This window comes from Serratia entomophila (genome assembly GCF_021462285.1).
In the GTDB taxonomy this organism is placed as follows: Bacteria; Pseudomonadota; Gammaproteobacteria; order Enterobacterales; family Enterobacteriaceae; genus Serratia; species Serratia entomophila.
Genome location: NZ_CP082787.1, coordinates 478,785 through 496,703 on the forward strand (window position 1 = coordinate 478,785; position 17,919 = coordinate 496,703).

Here is a 17,919-nt window from a genome sequence, read left to right on the forward strand (position 1 = left end):
GAGCTGTCGATATGTTAGGTCGACAGCAAATTGCCGGGATTCCCACCGCGATCCATGAACTATTCAAGAATGCACATGATGCTTATGCAGAAAGAGTCGAAGTTGATTATTTTAGACGAAATGGTGTGCTTATTTTAAGAGATGACGGTTATGGTATGACCCGCCATGATGTCGAAACTAGATGGTTAACTTTGGGGACTGAGTCACGTATTAATGCCAATAAAAATTCATCCGAAGATGTGCCTGATTGGCGTGGCCCTAAAAACCCACCGAGACGTTCAATTATGGGAGAGAAGGGTATTGGCCGACTCGCTATAGCAGTTATAGCTCCAATAACCTTACTTATGACTAGAGCGGTGCGCCCAGATGGTTTGAAAAGTTTGGTTGTTGTGCTCGTTCATTGGGGTATTTTTGAACAGCCAGGTTTGGATGTTAGCTCTATTGATATACCTATTGAGGAGTTTGAAGAGGGTTTATTACCAACGAAAGATGATATTGGGCGTTTAGCTGATCGTATAGTCGAAAATTTAAAAAAATTAAAAAATGAAATCAACCCACTTGATTTTTCAAGGCTTAATGACGACCTTCTGCGTATTAGAAATATCAGTCCTGATATTTTAGATAAAACTCTTAATAAGGAAAGTAAAGAGCCCTTAACTCTTTCTGGTGATGGGTATGGAACTCACTTTATTTTGTTACCCGTTGCTCCTGAACTTGATGATGATATTGATGGCGGTAGTGATAAAGAGTCATCAAAGCTGGAAAGAAATTTACTTGGTTTCTCTAATTTGATGGCTATTAGTGATCCACTAATAAAAACTGAATTTAGAGATCATAAAGTTGATGGGATTTTTGAACGTATAGGGGAAAAGAGTTTTTTCAATAATGATGATTTTAAAAGAACTGATCAGTACTTTGAAGGTGAGTTTGACGAGTATGGGCAATTTGTCGGTTCGGTTTCAATCTATGGAAAACCGAGAAAGTTTGTATGTAATTGGACTGATGGTCAAGGAAGAATAGCAAAGTGTGGGCCTTTTTCTCTTCGGTATGGATACGTTCAAGGTCGTTCAACTGAAACCAGACTCACACCTGATGATTGGTCAGAAATTACGTCCAAAACAGATAAGGTTGGTGGTTTATATATTTATCGTGACGGGATTCGTATTTTACCATATGGCAACTCGGATGTTGACTGGCTAGATATAGAGAAAAGAAGAACATTAGCAGCTAAAGATTGGTATTTTTCTTATCGTCGTGGTTTTGGTTATGTTGCGATAAAACACTCGCTAAATGGTGCATTGACAGAGAAGGCAGGGCGTGAAGGCTTTAGAGAAAACCAAGCATACCGTGATTTTCGTGGAATTCTTGTCAATTTTTTTAGGCAGTTGGCGTATGAATTTTTTAGGACGGGATCTCCTCAAGGTGATGATTTTAATGAAGGAAAAACATTATACTCAACCCAAGCTGCGATATTGAAAAAACAGCAAGAAAAAGCCGATGGTAGAAGGGCAAATTTCCAAAATGAACTTAACTCATTCTTTAAAGAATATAATGAAGGATTTTTCGAAACAGAGGCAAGCAAGATAGTCTCAGATTTAAATATTAAGGTAAATAATTTAATATCTAATTTTGACTTGGGAGATTTTGCATCAGGAATTAGATTGATTGAACAAGAATCGCAGAAAAAATTACACCGTTTAGCTAACAAGTTTGCATTGTCAATTCCTAGAGGGCTTGCATTAAGCAATAAAATAAAAAAAGACTGGGTGGCTTATGAAGCGATATATAATCAGTTGAAGGACGGAGTATTTGAACCTCTCAGAGCTGAAATTGACAATGTTTTATCTAATTCTAAAAAAGATAGGATTACAATTTCAGAGCGCCGAATTACCGCGCTTCAAGATGTAGAGCGCGAAAAGGATAATACTGTTCGTGAGCTCTCAGGATTACGGAGAGAAACAACTGAAGCTTTGGAGAATATGCATCGCTCAGTTAAAGAGGTTTTAAAAGAAGAATTTTCTGAACTCAAATATAATATTGAATTGCTCGTTGATGAGTTTACTAAACGTTCTGCAGAGAAGCCTGATGAAATTGAGAATGCTAGATATGAAGCAGAACAGAAGATTGCAGAACTTCGCTTGCGTGAAACTGAGCTTTTAGATTCGTTTAAACGGCAACTTATTGATTTAGCCTCAGAGGTCAAAGATCGTGAAACACTTGATGATCGTTTTGCAGCACTTGAAGCTAGAAATCAAGTTCTAGAAGAACAAGTGGAGTTTTATTCCGATTTTGCTCAAATGGGAATGTCTGTGGGAATTCTACAACATGAATTTGAATCTGCAGCACGTGGAATTCGTTCCTCTATGTCAGAGCTAAAGCCATGGGCCGATAGGAATCCGCAGTTAGCTCCCCTTTATAAGAATTTACGCGCCCACATAGAACACTTAGATGGGTATTTAAAGGTTCTAGACCCACTTGGTCGTAGAATGCATCGAACAACTATAGAGTTGTCAGGCAGTGAGATACTTAATGTAATTCGTAATGTTTTTAGTGAACAGTTTTTGTCTTCAAATATATATCTAGAGGTGACCCATGCCTTTCGTGGCTTTAAGGCTAAGTGTAAGTCTTCAGCATTGATGGGGGCATTTATTAATGTCATTGATAATGCTATATATTGGTTGAACAGTCGTGCTCAAGGGGATAAAAAGATATATCTTGATGCAGATGAGTCTGGTTTTTTTATATCAAACAATGGCCCTGGAATAGAGGAAAGAATTTCTCATCGCATTTTTGATTTTGGCGAAACAATGAAACCTGGTGGCAGAGGAATGGGGTTGGCGATCACTAAAGAAATATTAAGAAGAGAAGGTTTTGATATAATTTTGGTAAACCCTGGGATTGAAATTCCTCCTCAGTTTAAAATTTTTTCCAAGGAAGAGAATTATGAGTGATATAGTTAACTTAGAGTCTGTGGTACGTGAGGAAAACCCCACTGATATTTGGAATAAACATATACAAGGTGCTGTTGGTAAGTTTTTAAAGACTGCTGTGGTCATAGATAATCAACCTTGGGTACGGCAAAGCACTTCAGAAGAAATTATAGAAGTTGATACGGTAGAGGAGTCTGGTTTTGGCGATGAGCCATCAGAGCTAATCTCTCCTGATATTGTACCGATTGAAAGTATACATGATTTAGATTTACGTTCTGTATCTGATGTTTTTTCAGAAAGAGGGATTGCTTGCGCCTTTGTTTTGCCTGATGATTTGAACAAAAATCAACAAGAGAAAAAAAATCGTGCACTTCTGGCTGCAAAAGTTTCTGATTTAGTTGTTATTGATTGGTACCTTGAATCGAAGGACTCATCACTTACGTTACAAATTCTTGAGGATATTGCCAGGGCAGATACGCAAGAGAATGGTCGTTTAAGACTTATTTGTATTTATACTGGTGAGCCATTGAATGAAGCAATTTTTAATGATGTGAAAGAACATCTTCAAAGAGGTGGTGTATCTCTTGAAAATATGCAAGGTGTAGAACTGTGTGCTCATAGTTCATCAACTATTGTTGTGATTAAAAATAAGGTCGCAACATCAGCAAAAAAATTACCTGATGAATTAATTAAATTGTTTTCAAATTTTGCTAATGGTCTAATACCATCTTTCGCTCTGGCTGCAGTTGGGGCAATAAGAAAAAATACGCATCATATGTTAACTCGGTTTGGTGCTTCGATTGATTCTGCCTATATTTCAAATAGACTTATTACAAACCCACCTGGGGATGTGGCAGAGCTAATGAGAGAATTAATGGTAGCTGAGTGTGATAATGCTCTTGGATTGGAGAGAATAGCCGATGAGTATTTAGAAAAAAAGACTGTATCTCTTTGGCTAGATGCATTTTCAGATAGATTACAGCCTGTTAGCTATGATGTCAAAAGTGGCGATGAGAATAAAAATATAACTATAAACAGAGAGGTGTTAGATTGTTTGCTACATCATGGAATAGGTGATAATGATTTTAGAAATAATGATGGTGAAAAAATTAGATTCCCTGAAATTAAAAGAAATAAGGTTTCCGAAGCCATATCTGGGGATATTGAAAAGTCAAAAAAAGCACAAAACGAATTTTCAAGACTAGTCGCTTTTCGCCGTGAGGCGTATGGTTCTACTACCAGATTGATGAATCCTGGATGGTTTCCATCGTTAACCACTGGCACGATTTTAAAGTTTAACGAGGGAGGGAATGAACGATATTTAATGTGCTTTACTCCTGCATGTGATACTTTGAGAATTCAAGGGTCTCGTCCATTTGTATTTATTGAAGGTAGTGAGTGTAGGAAAAAGTATAATTTAGTTGTGACTAATTCAGAAGGGGATAGTGTCGGGATATATTTTGATAAAAAATATCCAGTTGTCAAAACATTCCATTTCAATCCGGATAATGAAACTCAACGAGTGAGAGCTACTAGGGAAGTAAACGAGTTTGAAGCAACTAAGTTCTTTCTCAACTCTGTTGGTGATATACCAATAAAGTTCGAATGGGTTGGTGAAATTAGATATAGTAGGGCAACTAGTGAAATGGCTAGTCTTGCTAATATATGGATGAGAATTGGCATCGTTGATTCTGAATATTTACGTTTGGCAGCAAAAGGGCATTTCAAGTTTTAGATGGAAAGTGCGTTGTACATATTTTTTCTGGCAATCATTTTCCTTTAAGTGGTTGCCAGGATTTTATTTTATGATGTAAATTGTTGATAACTTAATAAGCGATAAAAATATTTTCTTTATGGTATTTTAAATACTTATGGGAAGGTTTGAAAATATTTGGTAAACGCAGTTTTTTACCCTCATATTTTTCAAAATTTTCCACACAAAAACTACTCTTTAACCTCTTGAGTTGCGGCGATAATACTAGCTCAAAGTTCTCGTCGAACGTGATTAATCCTCTATCAAAAGCCTTGTCATGTAAACTAGATAGACACAACCCATTACTGGGATTAAGACGCTGTTCTATCGAGTGACTCCAGGGCAGGATATGGCTAGCAACGAGTAGAACAGGTTCTTCCAACCCTGTAATGCAGCAACGATACCCATAAGCTTCCAATACATTCTTGCGAAACAGGTTTTGGTCCACACGTGTTTTGACCGTAGAAAATCTATCTCTGCCACTGAAATCTTTTGGCTCTTCATCAAAATCAGATCTGGCCGGTGTTTCCAGTTGTTCTATTGCTCTTTTGCATTGCTGAACGAACAAGTCCATATCTTGGCTCAATTCTTTCCACAACTCCCGGTCAGCATTGGATGCCCCTTTCAAACCACCGCGGCCAGATTCGGTGATGAATGGATCCAAACTGGCGAGATTCACTAATTTCATGGCTAACGCCGACGGCGTACGGTCAATCAGTTTTGCATAGTGGATTATCTCGGGATTCTTCGAGTGGAGCTTGCCAAACGGAATTTGGCTATACAGCGTGAAAGCGACCAGTAATTCTTCCCGATTCCAAAGTTTTGCGGTGGCCATGCGTCAATACCTAGCAGTTAACTCATCGAATTATCGAATGTGTTAACTATGCCAGGCTGGGGAGAAAATGCCTACCTTGATGAATACTTTTGTCGTGATCTCTAGGCCAGATCTATTGAAAACGGCAGGGAGGGAGTGGGAGGGCGGTGCAAACAGGCATCGCCCTGGCAGGTTGTTCTATGTTAGCCGCAGGCTTCCATTTCCCGCAGCGCACGCCCATACAGATTACACAGCGCAGGAACCAGATGAGCGGTAGCGTTGAGATAGTGATTCAGCTGTTCCCAACCGTCGGCATCGAGCTGCGGGTTCTTTTGCAGCAGGCCGCCGAACAGCATCAGACCATGGCATAACCCTTCTGCCTGCTCGGCAGATAAGGCGGCTAGATCTAAGAGCTGCGTAGTATTTAAGGCGTCGAGGTCGAGCAGGTTAAACAGTTCGCGATAGAGGGTTAGGGTGTTCTCAGGGTGGGGCTTAGAGGTGAAAGTATCAGCCATGATTACATCTCCGTATGTCATTGGATAATGACTATCACCAGAGACGCTAAACTCGGGTGGTAGCTCAGATGGGGTTAGCGTCACCGGGACATAGGAACCAGCGCTTCTTGCGAAGCCCCCGCCTGAGCTACCATAATTTGAGGTAAGCTAAAGCTGCGGCATTATTACACAACGCCACTGTATTATGTCAGATTCGGAACGCTAACTCCGGCTGCGGATTTTGCCGCAGCAAGAAAACTATAACGTTATCGATAGAATGAAAGAATAAGCTGTATGGAATTACAGTTGATTTACTTTTAGGACTGGAATACAGATCTCAATTATTTGGTTATACATCACCATTAATTATTTATCGAACCAATATAATATTTTAATTTTATTTAATTGATTTTCTATTTTATGGTTAAAGGTGCGTTTTATCATTTTGTAAGCATATCTCGAAAGTGCTAGAGTGAAGAGTTCCGTTAACATACGGGTGAGACATATTCTATTGTTGTGATGAAGAGGGAACGTAATGATGGCGCAAGAAGAAGGAACGTTAAGGCTACTTACCCCTGGTGAGATTGGCCTCGCAAGGACAGTGTTCGGTGGCTCAATTATCTATGGGAAAATTTGGATCCATCATGGCAGCTATCTTCCATTCGGCCTGCAAAATCGTAATACGGCCATGTCACCTAACGGTGAACTATATTTTCGAGACTGGTACACACCAGATTTTTCAAAACAGGACTACAGTTATAAGCATCTCTTTATCCATGAAATGGCTCATGTATGGCAGTACCAGCGCGGGATGTGGGTAAAAGCACGTGGCCTTTATAGCTGGCTTGCAAACTACACTTACGAACTTGATGAATCAAAAACCTTAAAGCATTATTCTATGGAGCAACAGGCTCAAATCATTGCAGATTATCATTTACTGACCTCTTCAGGGTATGCTGTCTGGAGAAATAGCTTCGGGAAGGAAGTGACTTATAGCGGCAATGACTATGCCGATGTGAGAAAAGTAAAAGAAAAATATGGAAAAGTATTAGCCGGTTTTCCTTACAGATAGAGGAGGGGTCATGAAGGATAAGCTTTTGTGTGTCGTTGTTGGCGTAACTCTGTTAAGCGCCTGCGTAGGCGATCGTCTGGACCAGCGTTATGCGCCGGATATCTCTATAACAGCCCAGGCTAAAGATAATGGTGATATCTGTATTTACCCATCGCCAAAGGAAAACGAAAAGCAGGATACGCTTTATATCAGCGGTGATACGGGGGAGAAACTGATTGAAGTGGCGAATCAGGATCTGAAAAAGGGTATCTGCGTTACCCCAAATGATTACACGTTTCAGGAAAATCATCTCTATAGCATGAGACTAAATTTTGTCCCGGTAGAGAAGCGCAGGAATCTGCAGGATGTTTCCGGTAGAGCCTTTATATCTCACTTCAAAGTGAAAAAGCTCAATGGTACTTACGTTATTGAAAACGTCGTACAGGGCAGCAGGTAGCGCAGGGGTAATAATGAAACGGATTTTCCCCCTCGCCATCCCTTTCCTACTCGCTGGCTGTCCGTCGATGGCCGATCGTATTCCTGTAGACTACCCCGCAACAGTCAGCCTGCGTGCTGGCGCCCTGTGCGTGACTGTGATGCCGGAAGGGGACGAAAGGTTAGCGGGCATCTCGATCTACCGATTGGATGAGGCTCAGAGCCGCACATTCAAATTCTTCGACCCGCTGCGTGATATCACGGCGGGTCAGTGCGTCCCTGACGAAGGCTACGTATTTGCTCCAGGGCAGCAATATCATTTCTCCGTGAAACTGCTATCCCCTAAAAAGCTGCAGGCGGGGGATTTTCCCTCTGCGCGTGAGTTCGTAACCACATTCTCGGTCGCGCACATAAACGGGTCGTTGCAGATACAAACTCTCCCAATCCCACACTAACCCCCCCAGGCGCCCGAAGTTCTCAGGCCCTGGGGGCAAAGCCAACCTACCCCAAATCCACCCCATTGCTGGCAATCACCTTTTTGTACCACCAGAAGGATTTCTTGCGGGTGCGGGCGAGGGTGCCGTTGCCCTGGTCGTCGCGGTCGACGTACACAAAGCCGTAGCGCTTGCTCATTTCGCCGGTCGAGGCGGCCACCAGGTCGATGCAGCCCCAGGTGGTGTAACCGATCACCGGCACGCCGTCGGCGATGGCGTCGGCCATGGCGCGGATGTGTTCGCGCAGGTAGCTGATGCGGTAGTCGTCTTCTATCTCGCCGTTGGCGTTGATCTGGTCGTGCGCGCCCAGGCCGTTTTCCACCAGGAACAGCGGTTTTTGGTAGCGGTCGTACATCATGTTCATGGTGATGCGCAGCCCCAGCGGATCGATGCCCCAGCCCCAGTCGCTGCGCGGTACGTGCGGGTTCGCCAGCGATTTCACCACGTTGGCGGCGCTGCTGTTGTTGTCGTTCATGTCGGCGGAGGCGCAGCGCGAGGCGTAATAGCTGAAGGAGACGAAATCGACGGTGTTCTGCAGGATCTCGGCGTCTTCCGGCTCCATGGCGATGCGCACGCCTTTTTCGCGGAACACCCTGGCGGAGTAAGAGGGGTAAGCGCCTCGGGCCTGCACGTCGATAAAGAACAGGTTCTCGCGGTCTTTCTCCAGCGCGGCCCACACGTCTTCCGGCTTGCTGGACCAGGGGTAGAAATTGCCGCCGGCCAGCATGCAGCCCACCTGGTTGGCGGGGTTCACCTCATGGGCGATGCGCGTCGCCAGCGCGCTGGCCACCAGCTCGTGGTGCGCGGCCTGGTATTTCACCTGCTCGGGGTTTTCGCCCACTTCGAACACCAGCCCGGCGCCGGAAAACGGGCTGTGCAGCAGGATGTTGATTTCGTTGAAGGTCAGCCAGTATTTCACCAACCCGTCGAAGGCTTTGAAGCAGGTGCGGGCATAGCGGGTGAAAAACTCCACCATCTTGCGGCTGCGCCAGGAGCCGTATTCGGTCACCAGGTGCATCGGCACGTCGAAGTGGCACAGGGTCACCAGCGGTTCGATGCCGTATTTGCGGCACTCTTCGAACAGGCTGCGGTAGAAGGCGATGCCCTCGGGGTTGGGCGTTAGCTCGTCGCCGTTGGGGTAAATCCGGCTCCAGGCGATGGAGGTGCGGAACACGCTAAAGCCCATCTCCGCCATCAGCGCGATGTCGTCGCGGTAGCGGTGGTAGAAATCGATGGCGTCGTGGCTGGGGTAGAACTCGTCGTCGCGCAGGCTAAAGCGCTTCTCCAGGCCGAGTTTGACCGCCATGCGGTTGGCGCCGTGCGGGATCATATCGACGGTGGTCAGCCCTTTGCCGCCCTCGCGATAGCCGCCTTCCGCCTGGTTGGCGGCCAGTGCGCCGCCCCATAAGAACCCTTGCGGGAATGTTGAATCAGACATGCAATCCTCAATAATTACCCGTCATACTTGAAGCTGCCTCTGTGTTGGCTGCGCCCGCACACCTCAGTCACTTAGCTGACTAAGCTCCTGGGGATATACGGCCTTGCCGCCTTGATGCAACTCCAATTATTTAGGGTAAAAAATAGTGCGTTAATGGGTCGCGTTGGCGGTATTCGCCGCCGGTGCGGTGGTCGTTGGGGCCGCTTCGCTTTCCGGAATGTCTTCGAAGCCCAAAATCAGCGTGAGTACGAAAGACAGCACCACGGAAAGCGCCATCACCGCCACCACCCACACCATGCTCATCGGGTTGGCCGGGTCGAAGAACTGCACGCTGGTGAACAACCCGGGCGAGGCCATCGAATGGCTGGCCAGCCCGCCGATGCCGGCGACCGCGCCGCAGACAAAGCCGCTGATCAGGCTGGCGATCAGCGGGCGTTTCAGCCGCACCGCCACGCCGTACAGCGCCGGTTCGGAGATCCCCGCCACTATGGCGGAGGCGGCGGCGGCCAATGCGGTCTGGCGCAGCTCGCGGTTTTTGGTTTTGAACGCCACCGCCAGCGAAGAGCCGCCGAGCGACAGGTTGGCGCCAATCTCCGAAGGCATCACCATGCCCTCTTTGCCGGTTTCGGCGATGGTCTGGATGATGGTCGGGGTGAACACCCGGTGCATGCCGGTGATCACCAGCAGCGGCCAAATCGCCCCCATAATGGCGACGGAGAGCCAGCCCAGGTAGCCGTGCACGGTATACACCAGCGCAGAGATGCCGCTGCCGATCCAGATGCCGAGCGGGCCGATAATCAGGATGGCGATCGGCGCGGCAATCAGCACGATCAGCATCGGCTTGAGGAAGTTCTTGGTCACCGCCGGGGTGATGCGATCGACCCCGCGTTCGATGTGCGACAGGATCCAGGTCATCACCAGCGCCGGGATCACCGTGTAGGTGTATTTCACCGCCGTCACCGGGATGAAGGCGAACTCCACCGCCTGGCCCTGCGCCGCCTTGGCCATCAGATCGATAAAGTTAGGGTGCACCAGCACCCCGGCGATGGCGATCGCCAACGACATGTTGGTTTTGAACTTCAGCGCCGCAGAGGCGGCGACCATCACCGGCAGGAAGAAGAACGCGCCGTCGCCGATCACGTTCAGGATGATCAGGGTCGAGGAGCCTTTTTCGAAGACCCCGGCCATGTCCAGGATCATCGCCAGCAGCTTCACCATAGAGCCGCCGATGATGGCGGGGATGAGCGGCGACATGGTGCCCACCAGCGCGTCGAGAATGCCGGCGCCGATGCCTTTCAGGGTGAGCTGGCGTTTTACCGGGGCGGCGGGGGCCGCCGCACCCGGCATGCCGAGCGCCTGCACCGCCTGGTAAGCCTTGGAAACCTCGTTGCCGATGATCACCTGGCACTGCTCGCCGCTGTGCACCACGCCCAGCACGCCGTCGATGGCTTTCAGCGCGGGGGCGTCTACCAGCGCCTGGTCTTTAACAACGAATCTCAGGCGGGTCATGCAGTGCGTTACGGCGTCGATATTGCCGAGGCCGCCCAGCGCATGCACGATGCGGCGCGAGATCTCTGCGTAGTTTTTCGGCATAAAGTTGTCGTCTCTTTTCAGGAATTCGGATTGCCTAAAGGCGAATTTTTACTGCCTGGGCGATCCGCCGTTCCATCTGAATGAAACGCCCATAAGAAACCGGTTTCACAAAATCATGAATCGGTATTATTTGTCTGGCAAGAATTATGATTTTTTGGTTTTCATTTTCGTGATCTGGATCGTTGGCGGGAATAGGGTCAGGGGGAAGACGGGAGTGAAAACGTTTCAAACCCGGGGCGTCTTGGGTAGACTGCGTTGAACCATGGATTTTAGCGGCGCACAGATGGCAACAATACTTGAGGTGGCGAAAAAGGCCGGCGTTTCAAAGGCGACGGTGTCGCGCGTTTTGTCCGGCAGCGGCTATGTCAGCCAGGAAAAGCGTGCGCTGGTGGATCGGGCCATCGCAGAGACCGGCTACCGGCCCAACCTGCTGGCGCGCAATCTGGCGACTAAAACCACCCAGACCATCGGCCTGGTGGTCACCAACACCCTCTACAGCGGCAACTACTTCAGCGAGCTGATGGCGCAGTCGGCGCGCATCATGGAAGAAAACGGCCGCCAGCTGATCCTGGCGGACGGCAAGCACACCGCCGAAGAGGAGCGCGCCGCGATTCAATTCCTGCTGGATCTGCGCTGTGACGGCGTGATCATCTACCCGCGCTTTTTGTCGATCGCGGAAATGGACGAGATCGTTTCCCGGCACCGGCAGCCGATACTGGTCATCAACCGCCGCCTGCGGCTCAACGACAGCTACTGCATCTTCAGCGATCAGCACGCCGCCAGCGCGGCGGCGGTGGCGCACCTGATTGCGCGCGGCCACCGCGATATCGCCTTTATCACCGGCTCGCTGGATTCGCCCACCGGGCTGGAGCGCCTTTCCGGCTATAAATCCGCGCTGGCTCAGCAGGGCATTGCGCTCAACAACGCGTTGATTGTCGAAGGCAAGTGGAACGCGCAAAGCGGCATGGCGGCGGTCGATGCGCTGTTGGCCGGCGGCCAGGCGTTCAGCGCCATCGTCGCCGGCAACGACGAAATGGCCATCGGCGCGATCAAGCGCCTGACCGAATGCCGGATCCCGGTGCCGTCCGCGGTGTCGGTCATCGGCTTCGACGACATCCCGCTGGCGCCCTATACCGTGCCCTCGCTGTCCAGCATGAAAATGCCGGTGACCGAGATGATCAAGGAAACCATCAACCGCCTGCTGTCGATGCTGGACGGCGGCGAGCTGAGCAAGCGGCCCAGCTTCCCGGCCAGCCTGATCGAGCGCGAGTCGGTGGCGGCGGGGCCGCACTGGCTGGCGGATAAGGCGCGCGGTTAACGGCGGTTCGGCATGTAGGCGCGCGGCGAGCTGCCGGTCATATTTTTAAAGAAGGTCGAGAAGGCGCTGTCGCTGGAGAATTCAAGCTTACCGGCGATATCGGACAGGCCGCATCCCTCCGCCAGCAGCTCGATGGCTGTGATCAAACGCCATTGCTGGCGCCACTGCTGGTAGCTCAATCCGGTCTCCTTGCGAAAGATGCGGCTGATGGTCTTCTCCGAAGCGCCGCTGTAGCGCGCCAGCTCATTGAGCGGCGGCACCTCCTTCATGCCGGCCAGCTGCCGTAGGCGGCGGTCCTTGGGCAGCGGCAGCAAGGTCGGCTCGCGCTGCGCATGCCGTATTTCGTCCAGGCATACGGCAAGAATATTGGCGCTGGGGCCGCTTTCCCACCGGGTGGCGAAGTCGGCGAGGGCGATCCGCTCCAGCACTTCCCGCAGCAAAGAAGAGGCCGAAAGCACTTCCAACTGGGGCGAAAGGCCGGGGTGGCGCCGGGTGTCGAGATAAACCGAGCGATAACCGGCCACGCCGGTAACCTGAACGCGGTGCACCACCTTGGGTGGGATCCAGGCAATGCGCGCCGGCGGCAGCAGGCAAATGCTTTCATTGAGCGTGATGCGCATACAGCCCCGCTGGCTGAACAGCAGCTGCCCCATGTGGTGCCAGTGCGGCCCGGAATCATGCTGCGCCAGCTCGGCCGCAATGCCTAACACGCTATTGTCGATAGCATCGGGGTCAAATTCGTCCTGTGCGCTGAGCCATGCCATAAGTTTGTCCGATTTTATAAGTTTTTTGTCTTTTATATTGTAATGGCCGGGGCGGGGAAGGTGCTACTTTGTGGCCTGCTTTCTTTGTGGATACGGGATGTACCATGCAACGCAGACTGACCCTTACCCTGGCGACACTGATGATGATGTTTCCCCAGATTGTGGAAACAATCTATAGCCCGGCACTCACGCACATTGCCGAAGGTTTTCACGTCAGCGCGGAGGCCGCGGCGCAAACCTTGTCCTGTTACTTTTTCGCTTTTGCTTTCGGGGTGGTCATCTGGGGCCGGTTGTGTGACGTGATCGGCCGGCGCCCCACCATTTTGGCCGGTCTGGCGCTGTATCTTTTGGCGTCGATCATCGCCCTCTTCAGCAGCGGCTTTACCCTGCTGTTGGCGGCCAGAGTGCTGGCGGCGTTTGGCGCGGCGGTGGGCTCGGTAGGCACCCAGACCGCCATTCGCGATCGGTTCGACGGCTATGCGCTGGCGCGGGTGTTTTCCGTGATGGGGATTGCGATGGCGGTCAGCCCCGCGGTGGGGGTGCTGAGCGGCGCCCTGTTGACCCATTACTGGGGCTATCAGGGGGTGTTCGCCGGGCTGGCGGCGTTGGCCGCCTTGCTGCTGGCCTATGCCGCATGGCAACTGCCGGAAACGCGCCCGGCGCAGGGGAGGAAAAGCGCTTTCTTCGGCACGTTTGGCAGAATGGCGAAAGACGGCGATATCTGGCGCAGCGCATGGCTGGTGGCCCTGTTCAACGTCTGCATGTTCAGCTATTACCAGCTGGCGCCGTTTCGGTTTGAAGCGCTGGGCGTTCCGCCGCAGTGGTTTGGCTATAGCGGGTTGGTACTGGCCGCCGGCGTCGGGATCGGCGCGGCAATCAACAAATTTCTCATCGCCAGGCAGTGGCTGTTTACGCCGCTGCTGATGCTGGCCTGCGTATTGGCGCTGCTCGGCGGGGGCCTGGTGTTCCTGTTGGAGGATGAGCTGTGGTTCGTGCTGCCGATGATGCTGGTGGTGATGGCCTACGGCATCGCGATCCCCAATATTCTGGCGCGGGCGCTGCGGAATTATAAGGATTGCATGGGCACCGCGGGCGCAATCCTTGGCCTGATGTATTACCTGATGCTGGCGGCGGGGCTGGTGCTGGCCGGGGTGACGCAGCGGCCGGGCATCGTGCTGATGGCGAGCAGCGCCTGCGCACTGCTGCTGGCGTGGACCCTGGTACGCGGCGAAAACCGTGCCGCATGTGCACTCAACCCAAGCCGCCAATCCGCTCCCGGATCTCCTCCTCCGGCAAGTCCACGCCGATAAACACCAGCGTACTGCGGCGCTCCTCATCCGGCAGCCACTCGCGGTCCCAGTCGGCGTTATACAGCCGCTGCACGCCCTGGAACAGCAGGCGACGCGGCTCGTCTTCGATAGACAGAATGCCCTTATAGCGCAGCAGGTTGTCGGCGTATTCCAGCAGCAGGCCTTCCATCACCTCGGAAATTTGCATCAGCTCCAGCGGGCGGTCGTGGTACACCACGATCGAGCGGATGTTGTTCTGCGGCTGCGGAATGCGGCGGAACAGCCGGGCGGGTGGCGCCAGGTTCAGCCGGTCGTTGAGCGTAAAGCCTTCGATGTCGAACAGCAGGCCCAGCTCGATATCGCCGTGTGTCACCTTGTGCACCGGCGCGCGGGCGTTCATCAGCTGCAGGCGCTGGATCAGCGCTTCGCAGTCCGGCGCCACGTCGGTTTTGCTCAGCAGAATGCGGTCGGCGTAGCCCACCTGCGCCTGCGCGATGCTGAACTGGTTCAACTGCTGCTCGGCGTGTGCCGCGTCTACCAGGGTGATGATGCCGTCCAGCAGGAAGCGTTCGCAGAGGATCGGGTGCGAGAAAAAGGTCTGGGCGATCGGGCCGGGATCGGCCATGCCGGTGCATTCGATGATCAGCCGATCGAAGGCCAACTGGCCGCTGTCTGCGCCGTCCAGCAGATCCAGCAGCGCGTCCGCCAGCTCGTTGGATTTGCTGCAGCAGATGCAGCCGTTGCTCAGGGTGGTGATGCGGCTGGCGCGGTCGCCGATCAGCGCGTTGTCGATCGGCACTTCGCCGAACTCGTTCTCGATGACCGCAATCCGGTAGCCGTGGTCGGCGTTCAGGATATGGCGCAGCAGGGTGGTTTTGCCTGCGCCCAAAAAGCCGGTCAGGATGGTGACTGCGATGGGTTTCATTACGGGTCCTTATTCACTGCAAATCAACAGCAGCGCATGCCGCCTTTGCCGTCGCCGCCGTAGCGCGCCTGCTGGCGTTCGCGGAAAAATTCTTTATAGGTCATCACCGGCTTGTCCGGGTGGTTGTCTTTCATGTGCTGGACGTAGGTATCGTAGTCGGGCACGCCCACCAACATGCGCGCCGCCTGCCCGAGATACTTACCCGCCTGGCCGAGATTTCCGAACATAGCCTGTCCTTATTGATTGAAGAGAATACCCTGCGTAATAGATCTCATTATACCCAATAGATTTCAAGTTGCAGGTAGGCGGCAACTGAACGAGTCCCCAGGAGCTTGGTCCACCAAGTGACTGGGGTGAGCGAAGGCAGCCAACACCCCTGCGACTTGAAAGATGAAGGGTATATGCAGGGTATCCGTTAAATCACCATCAGTGCTGCGGCGAAACTTTGACGTCCCCCTCGGTTACGCCGTTGGAGGGCGTTTCTTTGGGCACCGGCACGTATGGCGTTTCCTGGTCGGTGCGTTTCGGGTTCTTGTGCGCCGCCATGGCGGTTTTCACCCCGAAGAAGATGATGCTGTACACCACCAGCAGGAACAGAATGCTCAGCCCGGCGTTGGTGTAGTTGTTCACCACGATGTGGTTCATGTTGGCTATCTGCTGCGCGCTCAGCTCGGCGCCGCCCTCGGCGATTTTGCGCTTATACTCGCCGGCCAGGAAGAAGAAGCCTTCCAGCTGCGGGTTGTCGCTGAACAGCTTCAGGCCCAGCGCGTAGGTGGTGCAGATAAGCAGCCACACCGCCGGCACCAGGGTCACCCAAACGTATTGGGTGCGCTTCATCTTAATCAGCACCACGGTGCCCAATACCAGCGCCACGGCGGCCAGCATCTGGTTGGAAATGCCGAACAGCGGCCACAGGCTCTTCACGCCGCCGAGCGGATCCACCACCCCTTGATACAGCAGGTAGCCCCACAGCCCCACGCAGCCGGCGGTGCCGACGATGCCGGCCACCAGCGAGTCGGTTTTCTTCAGGAAGGGCACGAAGTTGCCCAGCAGATCCTGCAGCATAAAGCGGCCGGAGCGGGTGCCGGCGTCCAGGGCGGTCAGGATGAACAGCGCCTCGAACAGAATGCCGAAGTGGTACCAGAAGCCCATGTTGGCGCCGGGGATTATCTGGTGGAACACGTGGGCGATGCCCACCGCCAGCGTTGGCGCGCCGCCGGCGCGGTTCAGCACCGAAGGTTCGCCGATGTCGGTGGCGGTTTGCAGGATCTGTTCCGGGCTGATGACGAAGCCCCAGGAGCTGACGGTCGCCGCCGCGTGCGCGGTCACGTCCTTCAGCGAGGCCATGATCATCGGCGCGTCTTCGGTGCCCAGCCGGTGCAGGTCCGGCATGGTGATGCCCAGCGCCGCCGGCGGGGTGTTCATGGCGAAGTACAGGCCCGGCTCGATGATCGAGGCCGCCACCAGCGCCATGATGGCGACGAAGGATTCCATCAGCATCGCGCCGTAGCCGATAAAGCGCGCGTCGGTTTCATTGGCCAGCAGCTTCGGCGTGGTGCCGGAAGCGATTAATGCATGGAAGCCGGAGACCGCGCCGCAGGCGATGGTGATAAACAGGAACGGGAACACCGTGCCTTTCCACACCGGGCCGGTGCCGTCGACGAACTGCGTCACCGCCGGCATTTTCAGCTCTGGGTTGAGGATAACGATGCCGATCGCCAGCCCGACGATCACGCCGATTTTCAGGAAGGTCGCCAGATAGTCGCGCGGCGCCAGGATCAACCATACCGGCAGCAGGGCGGAGACGAACGCGTAGCCGATCAGCGTGAAGGTAATGGTGGTGTCTTTAAAGGTCAGCGCCGGGCCCCAGAACGGGTCGTGGGCGATCACGCCGCCGAACCAGATGGAAGCCACCAGCAGCACGATGCCGATAACCGACACTTCGCCCACCCGGCCGGGGCGCAGGTAGCGCATGTAGATGCCCATAAACAGCGCGATCGGCACGGTGGAGCAAACGGTGAACACGCCCCACGGGCTTTCCGCCAGCGCTTTCACCACGATAAGGGCCAGCACCGCCAGGATGATGATCATGATCAGGAAGCAGCCGAACAGCGCGATGGTGCCCGGTATCGGCCCCATTTCCTTTTTGATGATCTCGCCGAGCGAGGCGCCGTTGCGGCGCGAGGAGATGAACAGCACCATAAAGTCCTGCACCGCCCCCGCCAGCACCACGCCGCCCAGCAGCCACAGCGTGCCGGGCAGGTAGCCGACCTGTGCGGCCAGCACCGGGCCCACCAGCGGCCCGGCGCCGGCGATGGCGGCGAAGTGGTGGCCGAACAGCACGTTCTTGTTGGTCGGCACGTAGTTCAGGCCGTCGTTGTTGACCACCGCCGGGGTGGCGCGGCCGGCGTCCAGCCTCATCACCTTGCTGGCGATGTACAGGCTGTAGTAACGGTAGGCCACCAGATACACCGCCACCGAAGCGACGACGATCCACAGTGCGCTGATGCTTTCACCGCGGCGCAGCGCCACCACGCCCAGGCAGGCGGCGCCGAGTATCCCCAGCAGCATCCAGGGCAGGTGCTTTAAAATCCCCTCTCGTTTCATTGAGGTATCCTTAA

Annotated in this window: 15 protein-coding genes and 1 pseudogene; 8 read left to right on the forward strand and 8 right to left on the reverse strand. The window is 52.6% G+C overall.

The window, feature by feature from the left end; genetic code table 11:
* Positions 1-11 precede the first annotated feature (11 nt).
* The 3 genes and pseudogenes from KHA73_RS24630 to KHA73_RS02230 form a co-directional block, all read left to right on the forward strand.
* A pseudogene (locus KHA73_RS24630) lies at positions 12-338 on the forward strand (ATP-binding protein); the annotation flags it as partial.
* Positions 339-2,303: 1,965 nt separating this feature from the next.
* Positions 2,304-2,951, forward strand: coding sequence for an ATP-binding protein (locus tag KHA73_RS24635; RefSeq protein ID WP_380738668.1), 648 nt, complete (start codon positions 2,304-2,306; stop codon positions 2,949-2,951).
* Positions 2,944-4,665, forward strand: coding sequence for a response regulator receiver domain (locus tag KHA73_RS02230; RefSeq protein ID WP_234588130.1), 1,722 nt, complete (start codon positions 2,944-2,946; stop codon positions 4,663-4,665). Before KHA73_RS24635 ends, KHA73_RS02230 begins: the two co-directional genes overlap by 8 nt.
* Positions 4,666-4,756: 91 nt before the next feature.
* Here KHA73_RS02230 and KHA73_RS02235 read toward each other — a convergent pair whose 3' ends face one another.
* Positions 4,757-5,518, reverse strand: coding sequence for an HNH endonuclease (locus KHA73_RS02235; RefSeq protein ID WP_234588132.1), 762 nt, complete (start codon positions 5,516-5,518; stop codon positions 4,757-4,759).
* 182 nt (positions 5,519-5,700) lie between these two features.
* Positions 5,701-6,012 carry a hypothetical protein gene (locus KHA73_RS02240; protein WP_234588134.1) on the reverse strand — a complete coding sequence of 104 codons (312 nt, stop codon included), beginning with the start codon at positions 6,010-6,012 and terminating at the stop codon, positions 5,701-5,703.
* 514 nt (positions 6,013-6,526) lie between these two features.
* On the opposite strand from KHA73_RS02240, the gene KHA73_RS02245 reads away from it, so the two are divergent.
* The 3 genes from KHA73_RS02245 to KHA73_RS02255 are packed head-to-tail and all read left to right on the forward strand — an operon-like array spanning position 6,527 to position 7,932.
* On the forward strand, positions 6,527-7,063 hold the full coding sequence (locus KHA73_RS02245; RefSeq protein WP_234588136.1) for a type IV secretion protein Rhs: 537 nt from the start codon (positions 6,527-6,529) through the stop codon (positions 7,061-7,063).
* A gap of 10 nt (positions 7,064-7,073) precedes the next feature.
* Positions 7,074-7,499 carry a putative T6SS immunity periplasmic lipoprotein gene (locus tag KHA73_RS02250; RefSeq protein WP_234588138.1) on the forward strand — a complete coding sequence of 142 codons (426 nt, stop codon included), beginning with the start codon at positions 7,074-7,076 and terminating at the stop codon, positions 7,497-7,499.
* Between the two features lie 13 nt (positions 7,500-7,512).
* Positions 7,513-7,932 (forward strand): putative T6SS immunity periplasmic lipoprotein, encoded by a 420-nt coding sequence (locus KHA73_RS02255; protein WP_234588139.1) that lies wholly within the window; start codon positions 7,513-7,515, stop codon positions 7,930-7,932.
* 46 nt (positions 7,933-7,978) lie between these two features.
* On the opposite strand, the gene KHA73_RS02260 is transcribed toward KHA73_RS02255, so the two are convergent.
* A complete protein-coding gene (locus KHA73_RS02260; RefSeq protein ID WP_234588141.1) occupies positions 7,979-9,409 on the reverse strand; it encodes a 6-phospho-beta-glucosidase in 1,431 nt (476 codons plus the stop codon).
* A gap of 150 nt (positions 9,410-9,559) precedes the next feature.
* On the reverse strand, positions 9,560-11,002 hold the full coding sequence (gene ascF, locus KHA73_RS02265; RefSeq protein WP_234588142.1) for a PTS cellobiose/arbutin/salicin transporter subunit IIBC: 1,443 nt from the start codon (positions 11,000-11,002) through the stop codon (positions 9,560-9,562).
* Positions 11,003-11,285: 283 nt separating this feature from the next.
* Between ascF and KHA73_RS02270 the strand changes: the two genes are divergently transcribed.
* A complete protein-coding gene (locus tag KHA73_RS02270; protein ID WP_234588152.1) occupies positions 11,286-12,320 on the forward strand; it encodes a LacI family DNA-binding transcriptional regulator in 1,035 nt (344 codons plus the stop codon).
* Here the strand turns inward: KHA73_RS02270 and KHA73_RS02275 are convergent.
* A complete protein-coding gene (locus KHA73_RS02275) occupies positions 12,317-13,084 on the reverse strand; it encodes an AraC family transcriptional regulator (protein WP_234588154.1) in 768 nt (255 codons plus the stop codon). The two genes, KHA73_RS02270 and KHA73_RS02275, sit on opposite strands and share 4 nt — an antisense overlap.
* 104 nt (positions 13,085-13,188) lie before the next feature.
* Here KHA73_RS02275 and KHA73_RS02280 point away from each other — a divergent pair, with 104 nt between their 5' ends.
* The gene (locus KHA73_RS02280) at positions 13,189-14,394 is read left to right on the forward strand and encodes an MFS transporter (protein WP_234588155.1); all 1,206 of its coding nucleotides are present in this window, start codon (positions 13,189-13,191) and stop codon (positions 14,392-14,394) included.
* Here KHA73_RS02280 and yjiA read toward each other — a convergent pair.
* The 3 genes from yjiA to KHA73_RS02295 all read right to left on the reverse strand — a co-directional run bounded on the left by yjiA (position 14,336) and on the right by KHA73_RS02295 (position 17,905).
* Positions 14,336-15,298: a GTPase gene (gene yjiA, locus KHA73_RS02285; RefSeq protein ID WP_234588156.1), complete on the reverse strand. Its 963-nt coding sequence runs from the start codon at positions 15,296-15,298 to the stop codon at positions 14,336-14,338. The genes KHA73_RS02280 and yjiA overlap by 59 nt on opposite strands.
* A 23-nt stretch (positions 15,299-15,321) precedes the next feature.
* The gene (locus tag KHA73_RS02290; protein ID WP_004953088.1) at positions 15,322-15,525 is read right to left on the reverse strand and encodes a YbdD/YjiX family protein; all 204 of its coding nucleotides are present in this window, start codon (positions 15,523-15,525) and stop codon (positions 15,322-15,324) included.
* 199 nt (positions 15,526-15,724) lie between these two features.
* Positions 15,725-17,905: a carbon starvation CstA family protein gene (locus KHA73_RS02295; RefSeq protein WP_234588158.1), complete on the reverse strand. Its 2,181-nt coding sequence runs from the start codon at positions 17,903-17,905 to the stop codon at positions 15,725-15,727.
* Positions 17,906-17,919: the final 14 nt, after the last annotated feature.